Below are 17,401 nucleotides of genomic sequence, written 5' to 3' on the forward strand. Positions count from 1 at the left end.
AGTATATATCCTTTTCCTCTCGTTTACTCTCTTACTTTCCTGCCGCCCGCATCATTTTAATTGCAGATTTCAGAACCTTCTCACCATTCATCATTCCGTAATCTCCGGAATCAATTACAGCAATCGGAATTCCTGTCTTTTCATATTCTTTTACTGTCTGGTCATACAGATATTTCACCTGCGGTCCAAGTAAAATGCAATCCGGATGTTTTGATGCAATAATCTCTCCGAGCTGCTCATGTGGAAATGCTGCAACTTCCATATCCAATTCATGTGAATCAGCAACTTCCTGCATCTTAGCAGCTAACATACTTGTTGACATTCCTGCACTACAAAATAAATATACTTTCTTCATATCATTTTCCTCTCTTTTACGCTTCTTTTGCTTCTAAAATGGAAATGCGTTTATAAGTATCAATCAATTCTACTGCCAGAATCTTACATGTCTCTGCTGCCATTAACTGGTCTTCTGCATGAATCAGCAGTAAATTCGGTGTCTCTGTCATATCTCCGGCAGCTTCCTTCTGGATTAGATCTGCATGTGCTTTATGTGCCTGCAGAAATACATTGCTTCCTTCTTTGATCATCTTCTCTGCTTCTTCATAGTTCCCTGCCTTTGCTGTATGGATTGCTCCCATATACGCGCTTTTTGCCTCTCCTGCAAAAGAAATAATCTGAAAACAAATAAGTTCCAGTCCTTCCATTTTCCATCCTCCTCTCTTCCGCTTTTTAACTCTTTCTTAAAGTATAACTCATATTCATTTATTATCTTCCACTTCTTCTTCCTAGTATTAGGAAATACGCTGCAATTTAGGAAAAGGATATATTTACAATAATGTATCTACAAAACTCTGATAATCCTGCACCTCCACAAGTCTGGCAAATTTTTCAGAATCAGAAACGACATCGTCAAGCCAGTCAAAAAAGATCTTTAAGAAATTTCGATTTTCTTCTGTGATTGCAAGCAAAAAGACAAACCTCACTTCATAGTTCCCCCATTTGACAGGGCGCTTTAAAATTGCGGTACTGATTGCCGAATGTATTGTCGCCTTATGAGACATATTATGCGGAATGGCGAATCCATGAAAAAACGAAGTCGGAGAAAGACTTTCTCTTTTTAAAACTCCCTCTTTAAAATCTTTTTTTACATATCCGCGGGCATACAGACGGTCACACATAACAGATATAATTTCTTCCGGCTGTTCTTCCGTCATATCGACGGTAAAGAAATCCTTTCTGATAAGATTTAAAATAAAAAACTGAAAATTATTTTTATATCGGATCTGATCCATCCGATTTAAAGTCTGGAATACAACAGCTTCATCCTTATAGTCAAAAAACATAGATATTTCGGCTGTTATAATATCGAGCGAATGTACTACCGACTGTGTCGCAAGAATAAAATCCGGTCTTTTTTCAAGTATGGCAGATTCTTCAAAATAGCTCATACAGTCGATTATTTCAATCCGGTCATCAAACCGATTCATAATCTTCTGTACACAAAGCTCTTTTACTGTCCTATTATGAGGACAGATCAGAATACCTCTGTACTTTCTCCTTAAATTCGCCCGTTCATATGCAGAGCCAATATGAAGCGCAATGAAAGAAATCTCATTTTCGCTGATAGTGATCTGCAGATAATCTTCCATAATCTTGCATACCCACACACCCATCTCAAATATCAATGGGTATTTTCTCTTCACTTCTTCCAGACATGTATTATCAATCTTCACATGTTCATAATGCCTCTTCAAAAGTGATACCATATGCAGCTCCAATCCAAGCCTGAATTCTTTATCTTCACTAAAATCAATGTCAAAATGTTCCTTAATTTCAATGATGATATGTTCTACCAAATCAGAAACAAATTCTTCCATCTGTTCTTTTTCAAAATAATTTTTCTTATTTCCCTGCTTCAAATACACTGCAAAATCCGAAACTTCCGTTTCCACAATATTCAGAGTCAATCTCCGGCTGAGTTTATCAAAAAATCTTCTGGAAATTTCATATTCCGGAAGGTTTTTCACTTCTTCCTCTCTGCCTTCCTTCTCTAAAAAATGATACGAAAAATTTCTTTCCAAAATGATTCCGATATGAATCAATAAAGAGGGTATTCTTCTATCACTGATTTCATAGTGAGCCTCTTCCAAAATCTCTTTCAGAACTTCCTTTACTTTTAAGAGATCAAACTTTTTAAAATTTTCTGCTATCTTATTCAAATTCAGCAAATTGCCGCTCATATGAAACAAAATCAATTCTTCATAAAGATGTCTTTTCTCTCGTTCTTCCCCAACAAGCTGCAGCATATTATTTTGGCGAACAATCTTTAACTCCGGATAATTTTCCAGCAATCTGCGGATTTTGTTCACATCATTTTCAAGAGAAAATTCTGAAATACACATCTGTTCTGACAATTCATAGAAATTTACCTGACTGCTTTCCAACAACATTTTGAGAAGATACCTCCTGCGCTCCTCTCCTGTTTCCGGAAGTGTTTCTTTTCTGTCCTCAATCGTTCCTTTCACTTTGCTTTCCTGAATTCGATATCCTTTTCGAAGATTCGATTCAATTACCGTTTCCCTGTAAAATTCATTAATTGATGCAATATCATTTCGAATCGTGCGGTCCGAGACATTCAAAAGTCTTGCAAGATCTTTTCCTACAATCCAGTCTCTCTGCTTATTCATAAGCGTTACAATCATTTGTTGTCTTTTTGTCAGCATGGGGTTCCTCCCGTTTTTCTCTCGTCGTTCTTACCTAATATATATCATATCGGCTGACACTTCCGCTGTCAATCTATCGGCTTTTTTACTACACAATCCACCGATTTTTTTACTGCCAAAATGACTGCGCATCTGATATACTACTAAAAAAATCTATTTTACGCGAAAGGAACTGCCATGGAACACTACAATAGCAAACCTTTAAAACTAATCTATCACACAGAAGCTCCCGACAGCTATGAAGGATGGGAAAAGTGGTCTCTTCCTCTTGGCAATGGCGGAATTGGCGCAAGTATTTTCGGCGGCATTATGCGCGAACGAATCCAGCTAAATGAAAAATCTCTCTGGTCCGGCGGACCATCCAGACGAAGACCGGAGTATCAGGGCGGAAATCTTCCTGAAAAAGGGCGAAATGGCGAAACACTCCATGAAATTCAAAACCTTTTTCTTTCCGGAAAGGTTGATAAAGCCCGCAAACTCTGTGATGAACTCACTGGGCTTTTTGATGAAGAAGGGGCTTGCGGATATGGTTTTTTTCTAAGCTATGCCAATATGTATCTGGATTTTTCGCAGCCTGATCCTTCTCATGTAACGAATTATACACGATCTCTTGATCTGGACACTGCCCTTTGCAGCGTATCCTTTGACTGCGACGGAGTTCACTATACAAGAGAAAGCTTTATCAGTTACCCGGATAACGTACTTGTCACAAAACTATCCTCCGATCATCCTGACGGACTGGATGTGAACGTTTCTGTAATTCCTGACAATACTCCTGGTGATTCCTGCTGTCCGATTGCTCCGATTGCCTATCAGCGCCACTGGAAAACCTCTGTAGAAAATGGATGTATTTCCATTAACGGAACATTAGATGATAATGACTTAAAATTCTGTTCTCACACCCAGATCCTGACCGAGGAAGGAGAATATCTGTCACTGCCGGAATATGTATCAGTCAAACGGGCAAAGTCTGTATTTCTGATTACTTCTATTGGAACAGATTATAAGAACGACTATCCTGTTTACCGTACGGGAGAAACTTCTGCCTGGCTTGAAGCGCGTATTCTCTCTTATGTGAGCCGCGCTGCTGCCTTTGTACAGCATGATTCCTATGAAGAGCTTAAACTAAGACATGTTACTGATTACTCTAATCTTTTCCACAGAGTCCGGCTGAATTTAGAGAAACAATCCACATCCTGCAATGAAATATGCACAGCGCAGGGGGAAAAAGCATGGGAACTCTCAACAGATACATTACTGGAAACTTACCGTCAGCATACGGCTTCTGACGATGCACAGCGTTATCTGGAAACACTCCTTTTCCAATACGGGCGCTATCTGACGATTGCCTCCTCAAGAGAAACGCCTCCTGATGATCCTTACCGTGAAACCTTGCCTTCTAACTTACAGGGAATCTGGGCCGGTGCAAATAATTCTATCTGGCATGCGGATTATCACTTGAATGTAAATCTGCAGATGAATTACTGGCCTGTTTATAATACAAATCTGGCTGAGTGTGGAAAGCCGCTCATCCGATACACCGATTCTCTGCGGGCTCCGGGCAGGGTAACTGCCGCCATTTATTCCGGAATTGCAAGTACAGAAGCACACCCGGAAAATGGTTTCATGGCTCATACCCAAAATACGCCTTACGGCTGGACTTGTCCCGGCTGGATCTTTGACTGGGGCTGGTCTCCGGCTGTTGTGCCGTGGCTCTTACAGAATTGTTGGGAATATTATGAATACACAAACGATATCGAATATCTTCGAAAATACATTTATCCAATGATGAAAGAAGAGGCCATTCTCTATGACCAGCTTCTTGTAAAAGATCCTGACGGACACTTGATCTCTGCCCCATCTTTTTCTCCGGAACATGGGCCTCGCACTGCCGGAAATACTTATGAACATACACTGATCTGGCAGCTCTACCACAATGTAATCCGGGCAGCCCGCATCCTCAAGACTGACGATACACTTACAGCCGTCTGGGAAGATCATATGAAACGGTTAAAAGGTCCGATTGAGATTGGTTCTGATGGACAGATTAAAGAATGGTATGAAGAAACACTTGTAAATACTCTTGGACAAGGATTTGAACACCGGCATATTTCGCATTTGCTTGGCGTTTATCCGGGAACTCTGATTTCTTTAGACACCCCGGAATTTCTGGAGGCCGCAGCAATTTCCATGAACTGCCGGACAGACGAAAGCACCGGCTGGGGAATGGGACAGCGCATTAACACATGGGCGCGGCTCCATGACGGAAACCGCGCCCACAAACTTATTACTGATCTGCTGAAAACGGGAATTATGACGAATCTTTGGGATACGCATCCTCCATTTCAGATTGACGGCAACTTTGCCCTAACTGCGGGAGTCGCAGAAATGCTTCTCCAAAGCCACCTTGACTGTATCGATCTTCTTCCGGCACTGCCGGATGCATGGAAATGCGGTCAGGTCAGCGGACTCGCTGCCCGTGGTAATCTGCGCATTTCTATGTGCTGGGAAGAGGGACAATTACAGGAAGCCACTATCTTCTCTAATAACGGAGGTCCGGTGCTGCTTCGTGTTCCAGACGGCTATTCTCTCTATGTATCCCGTCAGGATCAGCAGCCGGTTCCTGTTTTCAGCGCCGGCAACGGAAAAGAAGGATTTCAAAGTGACTCCGGTATTTCATATTGCTGCCGTTTTCTCGGCCGGTAGATCTCAGATCCAATGGCTCCCGCGACAATGATGACTGCACCTAATATCTGCAGTCCTGTCATATACTCACGAAAGACAATAAATCCTACCAAAGTCCCTACTACAACTTCCAGTGCGGACAAAATACTTGTCGTGGTAGCCTCTACATACTGAGTTGATTTCACACAGGCAACATTTGCCACCATCGTACAAAGAATTCCGATGCCAAACAAATCCACAATGAGATTTAGCACCGGTGTCTGTGTCAGGTGTGCAATGGCTGCCTGTGGTTTCATTCCAAATGCAAGTACAAATGCACCTCCGAGAAACCCATACACAAGAAGCGTGTCTCTCTCATAATTTTTCGCAAAAAACTTTGGAAGCAGAATCTGAAGCGCTACTCCGATCCCATTGATCACGCCTGCCAAAAGACCAATGGCGTCCAGCTTCAGATTCCCTGCTCCGATCAGGTTCGCTACAAGCACTGCCCCGATTAGGCAAATGCCGATCGTAACCATTTTACTTTTCTCAAGTTTCTCCCGAAACATTACTCTTCCAAGAATTGCCACCCATATCGGACTCATAAACATCAGTACCGTTGCCACCCCAACAGGAATTCGGGATACTGCCACACTATAGCTGACAAAACTAATACTATAGGCAACTGCCCCATATAAAATACAAATGACAAGACCTCTCACATCAATTTTAAGCGCCGACGGCTTTGTAACAAGCAAAAACAAAAAATACGCTGCCCCTGCAAGAACGCACCGAAAGAAAGAGATCTCAATCGTTGAAAAATGATACTGTGACAGATCGCGCACAAATACTCCCATAATCCCCCACATTACCGCAGTAATCACTGCGAGCGTGATTCCTTTACTGCGATTATTCATGGCATTTACCTCTTTCATAAATCATCTGATCTTCTTTCACTGTCATCATTACCTGAACTTCCGCCAGCATTTCCGGATCTACTTCCAGAGGATTTTTATCAAGCACTGCAAAGTCAGCAAGTTTTCCGACAGAGATTGTTCCCTTTCTATCTTCTTCGTGGTATTGGTAAGCGCCATAACTTGTAACTGCCTTCAGCGCCTCCAGCACCGAAATTCTCTGTTCTTTCCCGATATCTTGTCCGGTTCTTGAAATCCGGTTCACTGCACAGGAAACCGTTCTCATCATATCCGGTGGAACAACCGGGCTATCCTGATGAAAAGTAAATTTCATACCGCAATCAACAGCATCCTTTGCCGGTGAAATCCTGCTGCCCCGCTCTATCCCAAAGTTCTTTAAATGGATATCGCCCCAATAGTAAGTATGTGCCACAAAGAAACTCGGCATCATTCCCAGTTTCGCCATGCGCTGAAGCTGCTCTCTTCTCACAAGCTGGGCATGTACCATTACCGCCCGGTAAGTATCCTGACTCTTCTCTGACGCAAGCACCTTTTCAAATCCGGTAATATACTGCTCTGCTGCGGCGTCTCCGTTACAGTGTGCCAGAAGCTGCTGCTTTTTCTCAAGTGCAGTCCGAATGTAAGATTCCAGCACTTCATCACTGTGGATCGGATAACCACAGTAAGATTCTTCGCCAACGTACGGTTCCAGCATCCACGCTGTTTTTCCCTGTGGAGAACCGTCCAGAAAAATCTTATATCCGCCAAGTTTCAAATGTTTATGATATTTTCTATCGTACTCCGGCATTTCATCCGGTAACTCTGCTGCCGTCATAATATCCACATAACCGACGATATCCAGCTTAAGAATCCCCATATCCGATGCAGTTTTCAACAGTTGAAAAAGCGGGCGGGCTACCATTCCATCCTGTACTGTTGTAATTCCATAGCTGGCATACAATTTCTGAGCCTCCCGGAAAAGATTCATCAGCTCTTCCACTGATGTCATCGGCAGTTTTGACTGAAATTCCAGAAATACTTTCTCCTCCATATATCCATTCAGAGTGCTTGTTCCTTCCACTCTTCCGTAACGCCCGTCTGCCCGGTCCTCTGCTGTCTCATCGATTTCCTGAAGTTCCAGACCTTTGCTGTTTGTAACCCCCATATGAGAAGATGCATGGATCAGCAGCACCGGATTGGTATCACTGATCTGATCCAAAATAAACCGATCCGGATGCTTTCCTTCTGCAAGAAAATTATGATCATAATTGCATCCAACGATCCACGCATCATCAGATAATTTTCGCTTTTCCTTAAAATTCTTCATCTCTCGGATAATATCTGCAAAACTATTACAAAGCGACAGATCACACTGCGTCATTGCGTTTGCCGTTCCGGCAAAATGAGAATGGCCGTCAATTAGTCCCGGTAACATTGTTTTCCCTTCCAGATCAATGATACGGTCCCCTTCACTCCGAAGTTTCAGCAATTCTTCTTTCGTTCCCACCGCCTGTATGATACCATTTTCTGTGCAGACCGCTTCTGCATACAAATTATTTTCTTCCATTGTTAAAATGGTTCCATTTATATAAAAAGTTTTCATAAACTCTCCTTTCTTTTGTTAGAAGTAGTATTTTTCCTGCTTCACTTATAATACGACTGACAGACTAATATCCATTCATATTTTTTATTCTTTTTTATTTCCATTTTGATTATAGCATATCAGTTTAAGCAAAGAGACAATTTTTCTAATTATATTTCCACAATCTTTCTGCCGTCGGCGCCCAGTTGTCTGCATACTCAACACATTTATCACACAAATGATCTACACTTTCCGGCGACTGAAGGTCGGTAGAAACTGCTCCGGTACGATGAATCATTTCCCTTAGTTTTTCCGGATTTTCCAACATCGGACATGGACGCAAATGATTTTCATTAAACGGTTGTCCATCATGATACGCCATAAAAACAGGTGACTGCAGACATTCTAATAATGACTTTTCCCGGATATTCGAATCGGAATAATGTACAAATACACAAGGGTCTACATCGCCATTGGCATTGATATGAAGATACCTTCTTCCGCCGGCAATACAACCGCCAACATATTCCCCATCATTCTGAAAATCCATCGCAAAAATCGGTTTTGTTCTTCTAATCTCACGAATTCTGTGATACATAAATTCTCTCTGCTCCGGATTCGGCAGAAGTTCCGGTACTGCATCGTTTCCTACCGGCATATAGTGAAAATACCATACAAATTTTGCTCCCCATTTTATCATTTAATCCACAAATTCGAATGAACTGATAGAATCTAAATTCTGACTTGTATAACAGCATGAAATTCCAAATGGAAGACGTTTTTCCTTTAACAGCTCCATTGCTTTTACCACTTTCCGGTAAGTTCCATTTCCTCTTCTTCCATCCGTCGCTGATTCGAATCCCTCAACACTGATAGCCGGAATAAAGTTCTTAACCCGAAGCATTTCATTTGCAAATTCCTCATCAATCAATGTTGCATTTGTAAAACTCAAAAACTGACAGTCATGGTGTTTTCTGCATAAGGTAATTAGGTCTTTTTTTCTTACAAGCGGCTCTCCTCCTGTGTAAATATACATATAAATGCCAAGCTCTTTTCCCTGCATGATAACAGAATCAATATCTTCTATCGTCAGATTCAGCTTATTTCCATATTCAACAGCCCAGCATCCCGTACAGTGAAGATTGCATGCAGAAGTTGAATCAAGAAGAATCGCCCACGGTATATTACATCCGTATTTCTTTCTGCTTTCCTCCTGTTTCGGCCAACCGACAATATTGGCGTTAAAGAAGAAATTTTCCAACGTCGCTTTCATTACTTCTTTATCAATATCTTTGAATATACTCATAATTAATTGATACATATTGTTCTCAGGATCTGCTAATACATTGCGAAATGCGGCTCTTTGCGTCGGAAAGCTGTTAGGTCCCTCCCCCGCAAATTTATCTACCAAATCCATTAATTTGTGAACATTTTTTTCTGGATCTTTTTCTAAATAATCAAACGCTTTTTTCAATGTTGCTCTTTTCAACTCATTTGTAAATCCCATACCAAAGTCTCCTTCTTATTTTTCTTTTCTGTGCTGCTCATTTTCTTTTCCGTAAATTTCAATTGTATAATCTCTTCGAAATGTGTTAACCGTATTCTGTACTACATACAAATTCATAACCCCATATGCCAAAATCGTTAATCCGATTACTCTGATAATTAATCTTGTCCCACGCAGCGGCGCTGCTGCCAGTAAACCGCCGATCACTGCCGTTATAAGTCCAATGATAAGTATAAGCCACCAACTCTTCATTCCTATTTGCCGTGCATCAATTGCTGTCTGAATCTTCAGTAATGCTTCCATTAGCATAAATAATCCAAGACAGATTGTGAGAATCCGTATCATATCTTTTGTCCACATAAGCATCAAAATCCCTATTACAATCGATACAATTCCCATCGCCAGATCATGCTGAAACGCCAACTGCAGTAAATCTTTTGAAAAATATCCAATTACTTTAGCGATACCGATGCTGATAAATAATATTCCTCCAATCTTATATATCCACTGTATTCCAATCTTTGGATATATCATTAAAAAAATTCCATACAGAAGCAGCATAAAAGATACAATACTATATACGATCTTTACCTTTTTCAAGACTTTCACCTGATCACCTTCTTTCTCTTCTCTTATCCGATGCCAACACCATATCTGAAAAATGATTAAAAAAATACAGACAAAACACTGATTTCATCTGTATTTCATACATTTTCAGTTTTTTGTCTGCAAATTTTAGTTTTTTAAAAGTTTTATCTTCTCCTTAAATTATCTTTACAGAAAGATTTTTTTTGATACAATAAAAGAAAATACGGATTTTCTATGAGAAATGGAAGTGACTCAAAATGTACACCTATGAAGAATTAAAAGAGTTCGTGGATCATTGTCACAGATGCCCGCTTTGTCAGACTCGTACCCGTTCTGTCATGGGAAAAGGCAGCCTGCATGGAGAAATTCTTTTCATTGCAGAAGCCCCAGGCTACAATGAAGACCGGGACGGTGTTCCCTTTACCGGAAAATCAGGCGAATTATTTGATCGATTATTAGATGAAATTGGAATGAAACGCGAAGAAATCTACCTCACAAACATTGTGAAATGCCATCCGCCCGGAAACAGAGATCCTTATCCGGAAGAACAGGAAGCCTGCATCCCATATCTAAAGTATGAAACTGCACTTCTTCGCCCAAAGATTATTGTATGTCTTGGAAGAATTGCAGCACAGCGAATCATACGGCCGGATTATCGGATTACAAAAGAACACGGTATGTTTCTTGAACGAAAAAACACCTGGCTGACTGCTGTTTATCATCCATCCGCTGTACTTCGGGATCCGGCAAAGCTGCCCCTAATCCAGGAAGACTTTCGTAAAATCAGGGAATTGCAGAAACAATTGACTTCTTTCCCAAATAATTAAAATCATCACGGAGGCGTTATTATGTTTCAAAAATTAGTCGCTGTTGAACAGCTAAACCTTGTACCTCATGCAAATGAAGAAATCGCAAAGCGAGCTCTTGAATATGTTCACTATGAAGATATACCGGAAACAGAAGAAGAAGTTATCCGGCGTGCAAAAGATGCAGATGCAATTTTAGTAAATCTTACAACCCAGATTACGGCAAATATCATCGAGCATTGTCCGAAGCTGCGTTATATCGGAATGTGCTGCAGTCTGTATGATGAGAATAGTGCAAGTGTCGATATCCGTTGTGCAAGAAAGCATAATATCATTGTAAAGGGTGTAAATGATTATGGCGATAACGGCGTAGGCGAATATGTTGTGGCAGAATTATCCTCACTTTTACACGGATTTCATGGTAAACGCTGGGATGAACGTTCCTTCGAACTTACCGGTTTTCCTGTTGGAATCATCGGCATGGGTGCGACCGGAAAAACTGTAGCAAAAGCCTTGCATTTTTTTGGTGCAGATCTTACCTACTACAGTCGAAGCAGAAAGCCGGAGATAGAAGAAATGGGAATTTCTTATATGCCATTAGACGCTCTTTTAGAAAAGAATTACTGCATCTGCACATGTCTCAATAAATTTGTCACACTCTTAAATGAACCTGAATTTGAAAAACTGGGAAACCATAAAATTCTTTTTAATACCGGTCTCACACCAGCCAGTGATCTGAATGCACTAAAACAATGGTTATCTCATGGAGACAATTATTATTATTGCGACAGCAATATGGCATTAGGCGATCAAAGTCTGAGAGACTATGAACATGTAAGCTGTTTCGGCGGATATTCTGGCGGATCTTATCAGGCAATTGAGCGATTAACAGAGAAAACAATTCAAAATATGGATGCGTTTTTAAAAGAGGATTAAGATTAATTTCATTACATAATGTGGCAACAAATTCAATAGAGCTCATATCAAAAATTATAAATTCTGATACGAGCTCTATTTTTTATATTTCAACAACAATTCTTATCTACTATTTGTTTATATTAAGAATCACAATTTCACTATTACTTCCAATCCGCATAGGCATTTGAAAAAATCCCACTCCAGAAGAGACTATACTTTGTGTATCATTCTCTTTAAAATATCCATAATATCCTTGTTTTCCATATGCAAGTCTGGTAAATATATTTGCCGGAAAAAACTGTCCTTTATGGGTATGACCACATAAAACCAAATCCATATGGTTTTCTACTGCTTCTTTTATTCCCAGTGGATTATGATCAATAACAATTTTCAGTTTTTTCTTGTCAAATTCCTCTTTTTCTACTCCTGAAATAATATCTTTTAATGATTTTCTGTCCGGATTTGTTGTCACGTCATCTCTTCCAATAATAATACAGGAATCTGCCGTTTCAACTTCGTCTATCAATAAATCAATCTCCGCCTTTTGATAAAAATTTTGCATTACTGCAGAACATGAACCTGGATCATGATTTCCCAATACAGCATAAATTTTTCCTTTCGGTCTCAGTTTTCTAAGAACTTCCGCTATTTTAGCTTTATCACAATACTCAAAAGCTTCTACATCAAACATATCTCCTGCAATTATAATCTTATCTGCGTGTATACGATTTACCATAGATACCATTTTCTCTAATTGCTTCAAATTCACAAAGGTTCCAACATGAATATCACTTAAAAGAACTATCGTTTCCTTTTCTGTACAGTGCTCGATTGAAAGCTTGTATTCTTTTAAATATATTTTTTTTGCATGTACAAATCCGTAGCAAGTAAGAATCATCGAACTTATCATCGGAATTATATACCATTTATCCTCCGGAATCCGGAACAACACATCTGCAATATCATAAACCCACAGAGCTAATACAAGATATAATAAAAAACAAACAATTATGCTGCATATTTCATAGAAATTTCTTGTAACTTTTTTCTCTTTTCCACACTTCAGATATAAAAACATATATCCTAAAAGTACTGCCAAAACAAGAAAAATTTCCAAAGTAAAATCATAAGCAAAAACGCTCTTTAGCATTTTTCCCATACGATCTGATACATAAAAAATCGACAGTACAGAAAATATGCCAAAAAGATATTCAAACATTTTTCCGCGAATAAATTTCCCAAAATATTTCATTTGCTCGCACACTTCCTTTTTAGTAAAATTGTTTATTTTCTTCCATAGGATTTATTATATGCGATTTTATAAAAAAGGTAAATGCAATATTATTTCTAATTCAGCTTCATTCCATCTTTGAAGGCTTCGCCTACACGCTCAGTTACTTTATAATATCCGTGCGTATATGGATCAAAGGCAATCGCATTTACTAAGGACATATCAAGCTTCCCATTAGGCATAACGCTTTCATCCGCAGTAACATTTACCACTTTTCCGATAACACCACAGCCATACTCATTATTCTGATATTCGATATATTCACATTCCAGGCAAAGTGGGAACTCATTGATAACCGGAGCGTCTACTGTTTCTGCTTTGCTAGCAGTAAGCCCTGCTTTCTCTAGTTTGTTCATAATTTTGTTGCCAGATGCAACACCAAAATAGTCTGCCTCAACTACATGCTCAGCATCCGCAATGCTTACAGTAAATGCGCCTCTTTTTTTAATGTTTTTTACTGTCTTATGAGTTTCAGTTAAGTTAAGCGCTACCGTTCCCCGCTCCTGCATCATTCCCCATGCGGCATTCATAACATTTACGTTTCCATCTTCATTATAAGTAGCAACCATCAATACCGGCATTGGGAAAATACCCTCAGTGATATCTAATTTTTTTCGCATAACAAGACCTCTTTTCTACTAAAATATTGACAACTTAGTTCCGTTAAATATAATTATAAGCAACAACATAGAAAGAGCAAGTACTGATATTTAAGTAAGATACTATCTTGGAGGAAAGCGTTATGATAAAAAACTATATTGAACATGCAAATTTTAAAGAAACAGGATTTTACTATACCCTGTCTCTCATTTCAGGAAAACATAAACCGGTAATCCTGTACTGCTTAATGGAATTTGAAGTAGTAAGATTTAATGAGCTGAAACGCTATTTGAAAACTGTTTCGGATAAGACATTAAGTGTAAATCTAAAAGAGTTGGAAGCAGATAATTTAATTATACGCAAAGAATATCCTCAGATACCTCCTAAAGTTGAATATTCTCTTACAGAAAGAGGCAAATCTCTCGTGCAGGTACTGGATAAACTTTGCGTATGGGGAGAAGAAAACAGACTAATTAACGATAGATAGCTTGTGCATTCTCCAATTTTTTTCTGTACGATTGCATCTCTATCACTTAGTAATCCGAGATGCCATTATCCATCACTCCTATATTTTCTATGTTACTTAAATCAGTATTATATCTTTCATAATTGGTTTTACCATCTTCGTTTTCTCCTTTTTGCTCTTTCTATAAGAATATATTGACTTTTATAGCATCTTTACTTGCAATGATAGCGTACTTTTCCTTCACTCTTCTTCCCATATTCAATTGCCTCCTCTGGACAGCAACAAATACACGCCATACAGTGTGTACATTCGTTTCCCCAAACAGGCTTACCTTTTTCCAGCCGAATATTGTTTAACGGACATAAGGACGCACATTTTCCGCATCCGATACAGGAATCCTTCGCATAAAACGGTGTGGCTTTTACAAATAATGGATAAAATAATTGATTCACTAATCCGCTTAAAAGCCCGTCCCATAAATGATTCTTTCGCTCTGGAAACATCTTCGCCAACTGGATACAGCTAATTGCTTCTTCGATTGTAACATCTGCCGCTGCTATGATCTTTTCTGCCTCTTTTTCATCCGGCACCGGAAACATGGCAATGTAATTCTCAGGCATAATAATCTGCACTGTCCCCATATACTTCCAATCTTTTTTCATGCACAGTTCCCTGTTGTATCGACCTGCTTTTCCAATAGAATCTCCACAATTCATTACAAACCATACGCGTTCTACATCGATAAATGACGTTTGCAAAAGCCATTCTTTAACCAAATTAGGTATTCTCCAGGCATAGGTAGGTGTCACTATAATCAAATCTCCTGAACCCCTAATGGAACTGGCATCATTTTGTTTTATTCGATCATTGATACATATCATGTCATCACAAGTTTTTTTCGCAATTTTTTCCGCAATATATCGACTGTTTCCAGTTCCTGTAAAAAATAAAATCATAATCTCAATCCACCTCTCAAAAAATTGGGCTTTATACATTACTCATTCACAATAACCTATACAATCCTTTTCAAATTGTTCTGCTCCAAAGTTATTTATATATTATATAACTTTTTTGTCATTTTTTACAATGATTGAATGTTTTGCAGCACTATGTTATCATAAATCTATTCTTTCATTTTAGAATGCTATTACTATATTTAAGGAGATTTCTATGACTCACTATTTACTATTTACTGGTATCGTAATCGCCGTTTGTCTCTTTATGAAACGCTTTTCTGAAAAAATACCAGTTCCTTCCCTAATTATTTTTCTTATTCTTGGCATGCTCTTTGGAATTGACGGAATTATACGGATTCCTTTTGATAATTATGAGCTATCCGAATATATTTGTTCTTCCTGCCTTGTTTTCATCATGTTTTATGGCGGTTTTGGAACAAATCTGCACGCTGCAAAGCCCGTAGCCTCTCGCGCTTTTCTTCTTTCTTCGCTTGGCGTACTTATGACAGCCGGATTAGTCGGCCTATTTGTTCATTTCCTATTCGGTGTACATTGGATTGAAAGTTTTTTAATCGGAGCTGTGATTTCTTCCACAGATGCGGCATCTGTATTCAATGTACTGCGCTCTGAAAATCTTGCACTAAAATATCATACGGACTCATTGCTTGAATTAGAGTCAGGATCTAATGACCCTGTCTCCTATATGCTGACAATTCTCTTGTGTGCCATTATGACAGGGAAAAATATATCCATCCCCTCAACTCTGTTTCTACAGATTTCTATTGGAATTATCGGCGGCCTTTTCCTTGGTTGGACAGCATCCTTCATACTGGCCAAATATGCCGCTTTTTCTTCTGCTGGACGGACTATTTTTCTATTTTCAATTGCACTTATTTCTTACGCTCTGCCTACAATTCTTGGTGGAAACGGATATTTAAGTGTTTATTTTTCCGGTATTATACTGGGCAATCATTATCTTCCAGAGAAAAGATCTCTCGTTCACTTTTTTGATGTTTTAACAGAAATTGCACAAATGATAATCTTCTTTTTACTAGGGCTTCTTGTAACTCCATCACAACTCCCTCTAGTATTTTTTCCGGCGTTTTCCATAACACTTTTTCTCACATTTATCGGAAGACCATTTTCTGTTTTTATGATTCTTACACCTTTTAAATCATCTTTAGCACAAATTGGCATCGTATCTTTCGCCGGACTCCGAGGAGTTGCTTCCATTGTATTTGCAATCTACATTGTATTGGCAGATATTCCTCTTCCTTTCAACATATTTAATCTTGTGTTTGTAATTGTACTTTTATCCTTGTCATTCCAAGGCACGCTCCTTCCTTTTGTTGCAAAAAAGTTAAATATGATTGATTCAAATACAAATATTTTTAAAACTTTTAATGATTACCAGGAAGACTCTGATGTGAATTTTATCAAAATTCATGTTACAGATACGCATCCTTTTTCCGGAAAAACAATAAAAGACCTTTCACTTCCCAGAGAACTGTTGGCAGTACTACTATTAAGAGAACAAACAACCATTCTTCCCTCCGGAAACACCTTACTGCGCGCCGGTGATCTAGTTGTATTTGCTGCACCGGAATTCACGGACAGAAGCAATCTGACCTTACAGGAATCTATTATTTCAAAAAGTCATAAGTGGAATGGAAAACTGATTAAAGATATTCCAAAAGATAAACATTTTCTTATCATAATGATTAAGCGAGAAGATCAGACAATTATTCCTAACGGCGATACGAAATTACTTTTGAATGATATTATTGTTTCAGCCAGATTTTAAAATTCTTTAAAAAATTTAATAAGGAACTGTGCTCTAATTTTAAATCAGCTTGTGCACAGTTCCTTATTTTTATACTACTTATTTCGTGGTGCAATGTGAGCAACGAATATTCATCCTATTATATACTAGCAAAAATGGAAAAAATCATTTGTATGGTGTCAAAAAATAATAATAAAAAACGGACAAAACTTTTAAAGAACGCTCTTTATTCGATGACATGCAGACCAATGTCCACATCCTACTTCCTGAAGTTTTGGCTTTTGCTCTTGACATTCTTTCTTCACATAAGGACATCTTAGAGCAAAAGCGCAGCCTTCGAACAATTCTCCTTTTGCAGTCTTATCAGCAAATTCATAATCTGCACCTGTATAGAAACATCTAGTGCCGAAATTGGTTCATCACACAAAAGAAACTCTGGTTCTAGCGCCAATGCTCTCGCAATTCCAATTCTCTGTCTTTGACCACCAGAAAAATCTCCTTGTTGTATGTACCCGATTACATTCATTATGTTTACTTCCTTTCATTTCAAATACTATGACCTATTATAGTGCTAAAAATTTCTGCTGTGTTATAGAAAAAGGC

14 protein-coding genes and 2 pseudogenes are annotated in these 17,401 nt (G+C 38.8%); 5 read left to right on the forward strand and 11 right to left on the reverse strand.

The window, feature by feature from the left end:
• Positions 1–31: 31 nt before the first annotated feature.
• The 3 genes from KFE17_10680 to KFE17_10690 form a co-directional block, all read right to left on the reverse strand.
• Complete coding sequence (locus tag KFE17_10680) at positions 32–355, reverse strand: PTS sugar transporter subunit IIB (protein QUO31339.1); 324 nt, start codon at positions 353–355, stop codon at positions 32–34.
• Positions 356–371: 16 nt separating this feature from the next.
• Positions 372–704, reverse strand: coding sequence for a PTS lactose/cellobiose transporter subunit IIA (locus KFE17_10685; protein QUO31340.1), 333 nt, complete (start codon positions 702–704; stop codon positions 372–374).
• A 123-nt stretch (positions 705–827) separates the two neighbouring features.
• Complete coding sequence (locus tag KFE17_10690) at positions 828–2,723, reverse strand: PRD domain-containing protein (GenBank protein QUO31341.1); 1,896 nt, start codon at positions 2,721–2,723, stop codon at positions 828–830.
• 177 nt (positions 2,724–2,900) lie between these two features.
• On the opposite strand from KFE17_10690, the gene KFE17_10695 reads away from it, so the two are divergent.
• Positions 2,901–5,429 (forward strand): glycoside hydrolase N-terminal domain-containing protein, encoded by a 2,529-nt coding sequence (locus KFE17_10695; protein ID QUO31342.1) that lies wholly within the window; start codon positions 2,901–2,903, stop codon positions 5,427–5,429.
• On the opposite strand, the gene KFE17_10700 is transcribed toward KFE17_10695, so the two are convergent.
• From KFE17_10700 to KFE17_10715, 4 genes and pseudogenes are all read right to left on the reverse strand, one after another.
• Positions 5,381–6,304 (reverse strand): EamA family transporter, encoded by a 924-nt coding sequence (locus KFE17_10700; GenBank protein ID QUO31343.1) that lies wholly within the window; start codon positions 6,302–6,304, stop codon positions 5,381–5,383. The genes KFE17_10695 and KFE17_10700 overlap by 49 nt on opposite strands.
• Complete coding sequence (locus KFE17_10705) at positions 6,297–7,904, reverse strand: amidohydrolase (GenBank protein QUO31344.1); 1,608 nt, start codon at positions 7,902–7,904, stop codon at positions 6,297–6,299. The genes KFE17_10700 and KFE17_10705 overlap by 8 nt, the downstream gene beginning before the upstream one ends.
• A gap of 145 nt (positions 7,905–8,049) precedes the next feature.
• Positions 8,050–9,390: pseudogene (locus KFE17_10710) on the reverse strand (radical SAM protein).
• Between the two features lie 15 nt (positions 9,391–9,405).
• Positions 9,406–9,999 carry a DUF308 domain-containing protein gene (locus tag KFE17_10715; protein ID QUO31345.1) on the reverse strand — a complete coding sequence of 198 codons (594 nt, stop codon included), beginning with the start codon at positions 9,997–9,999 and terminating at the stop codon, positions 9,406–9,408.
• Positions 10,000–10,235: 236 nt separating this feature from the next.
• On the opposite strand from KFE17_10715, the gene KFE17_10720 reads away from it, so the two are divergent.
• The gene (locus tag KFE17_10720) at positions 10,236–10,805 is read left to right on the forward strand and encodes a uracil-DNA glycosylase (protein QUO31346.1); all 570 of its coding nucleotides are present in this window, start codon (positions 10,236–10,238) and stop codon (positions 10,803–10,805) included.
• A gap of 21 nt (positions 10,806–10,826) precedes the next feature.
• Positions 10,827–11,720 (forward strand): dihydrofolate reductase, encoded by an 894-nt coding sequence (locus KFE17_10725; GenBank protein QUO31347.1) that lies wholly within the window; start codon positions 10,827–10,829, stop codon positions 11,718–11,720.
• A gap of 109 nt (positions 11,721–11,829) precedes the next feature.
• Here KFE17_10725 and KFE17_10730 read toward each other — a convergent pair whose 3' ends face one another.
• Together KFE17_10730 and KFE17_10735 are read right to left on the reverse strand one after the other, a co-directional pair.
• The gene (locus KFE17_10730) at positions 11,830–12,954 is read right to left on the reverse strand and encodes a metallophosphoesterase (protein ID QUO31348.1); all 1,125 of its coding nucleotides are present in this window, start codon (positions 12,952–12,954) and stop codon (positions 11,830–11,832) included.
• Between the two features lie 95 nt (positions 12,955–13,049).
• Positions 13,050–13,613 carry a flavin reductase gene (locus KFE17_10735; GenBank protein QUO31349.1) on the reverse strand — a complete coding sequence of 188 codons (564 nt, stop codon included), beginning with the start codon at positions 13,611–13,613 and terminating at the stop codon, positions 13,050–13,052.
• 122 nt (positions 13,614–13,735) lie between these two features.
• On the opposite strand from KFE17_10735, the gene KFE17_10740 reads away from it, so the two are divergent.
• Positions 13,736–14,080, forward strand: coding sequence for a helix-turn-helix transcriptional regulator (locus KFE17_10740; protein QUO31350.1), 345 nt, complete (start codon positions 13,736–13,738; stop codon positions 14,078–14,080).
• A 191-nt stretch (positions 14,081–14,271) separates the two neighbouring features.
• On the opposite strand, the gene KFE17_10745 is transcribed toward KFE17_10740, so the two are convergent.
• Entirely contained in the window at positions 14,272–15,015 is a 744-nt protein-coding gene (locus KFE17_10745) for an EFR1 family ferrodoxin (GenBank protein QUO31351.1), read from the reverse strand.
• Between the two features lie 214 nt (positions 15,016–15,229).
• On the opposite strand from KFE17_10745, the gene KFE17_10750 reads away from it, so the two are divergent.
• A complete protein-coding gene (locus tag KFE17_10750) occupies positions 15,230–16,819 on the forward strand; it encodes a potassium/proton antiporter (protein QUO31352.1) in 1,590 nt (529 codons plus the stop codon).
• Positions 16,820–17,144: 325 nt separating this feature from the next.
• On the opposite strand, the pseudogene KFE17_10755 reads toward KFE17_10750, so the two are convergent.
• A pseudogene (locus tag KFE17_10755) lies at positions 17,145–17,294 on the reverse strand (ATP-binding cassette domain-containing protein).
• Positions 17,295–17,401 lie beyond the last annotated feature (107 nt).

It is taken from the genome of Faecalicatena sp. Marseille-Q4148 (genome assembly GCA_018228665.1).
Classification (GTDB): Bacteria; Bacillota; Clostridia; order Lachnospirales; family Lachnospiraceae; genus UBA9414.

Excerpts from the sequence above, each read along its gene's own strand:
- KFE17_10700 (QUO31343.1), bottom strand. The coding sequence starts at position 6,304 with ATGAATAATCGCAGTAAAGGAATCACGCTCGCAGTGATTACTGCGGTA.
- KFE17_10735 (QUO31349.1), bottom strand. The coding sequence starts at position 13,613 with ATGCGAAAAAAATTAGATATCACTGAGGGTATTTTCCCAATGCCGGTA.
- KFE17_10730 (QUO31348.1), bottom strand. The coding sequence starts at position 12,954 with ATGAAATATTTTGGGAAATTTATTCGCGGAAAAATGTTTGAATATCTT.
- KFE17_10745 (QUO31351.1), bottom strand. The coding sequence starts at position 15,015 with ATGATTTTATTTTTTACAGGAACTGGAAACAGTCGATATATTGCGGAA.
- KFE17_10725 (QUO31347.1), top strand. The coding sequence starts at position 10,827 with ATGTTTCAAAAATTAGTCGCTGTTGAACAGCTAAACCTTGTACCTCAT.
- KFE17_10740 (QUO31350.1), top strand. The coding sequence starts at position 13,736 with ATGATAAAAAACTATATTGAACATGCAAATTTTAAAGAAACAGGATTT.
- KFE17_10690 (QUO31341.1), bottom strand. The coding sequence starts at position 2,723 with ATGCTGACAAAAAGACAACAAATGATTGTAACGCTTATGAATAAGCAG.
- KFE17_10685 (QUO31340.1), bottom strand. The coding sequence starts at position 704 with ATGGAAGGACTGGAACTTATTTGTTTTCAGATTATTTCTTTTGCAGGA.
- KFE17_10695 (QUO31342.1), top strand. The coding sequence starts at position 2,901 with ATGGAACACTACAATAGCAAACCTTTAAAACTAATCTATCACACAGAA.
- KFE17_10680 (QUO31339.1), bottom strand. The coding sequence starts at position 355 with ATGAAGAAAGTATATTTATTTTGTAGTGCAGGAATGTCAACAAGTATG.
- KFE17_10705 (QUO31344.1), bottom strand. The coding sequence starts at position 7,904 with ATGAAAACTTTTTATATAAATGGAACCATTTTAACAATGGAAGAAAAT.
- KFE17_10750 (QUO31352.1), top strand. The coding sequence starts at position 15,230 with ATGACTCACTATTTACTATTTACTGGTATCGTAATCGCCGTTTGTCTC.
- KFE17_10720 (QUO31346.1), top strand. The coding sequence starts at position 10,236 with ATGTACACCTATGAAGAATTAAAAGAGTTCGTGGATCATTGTCACAGA.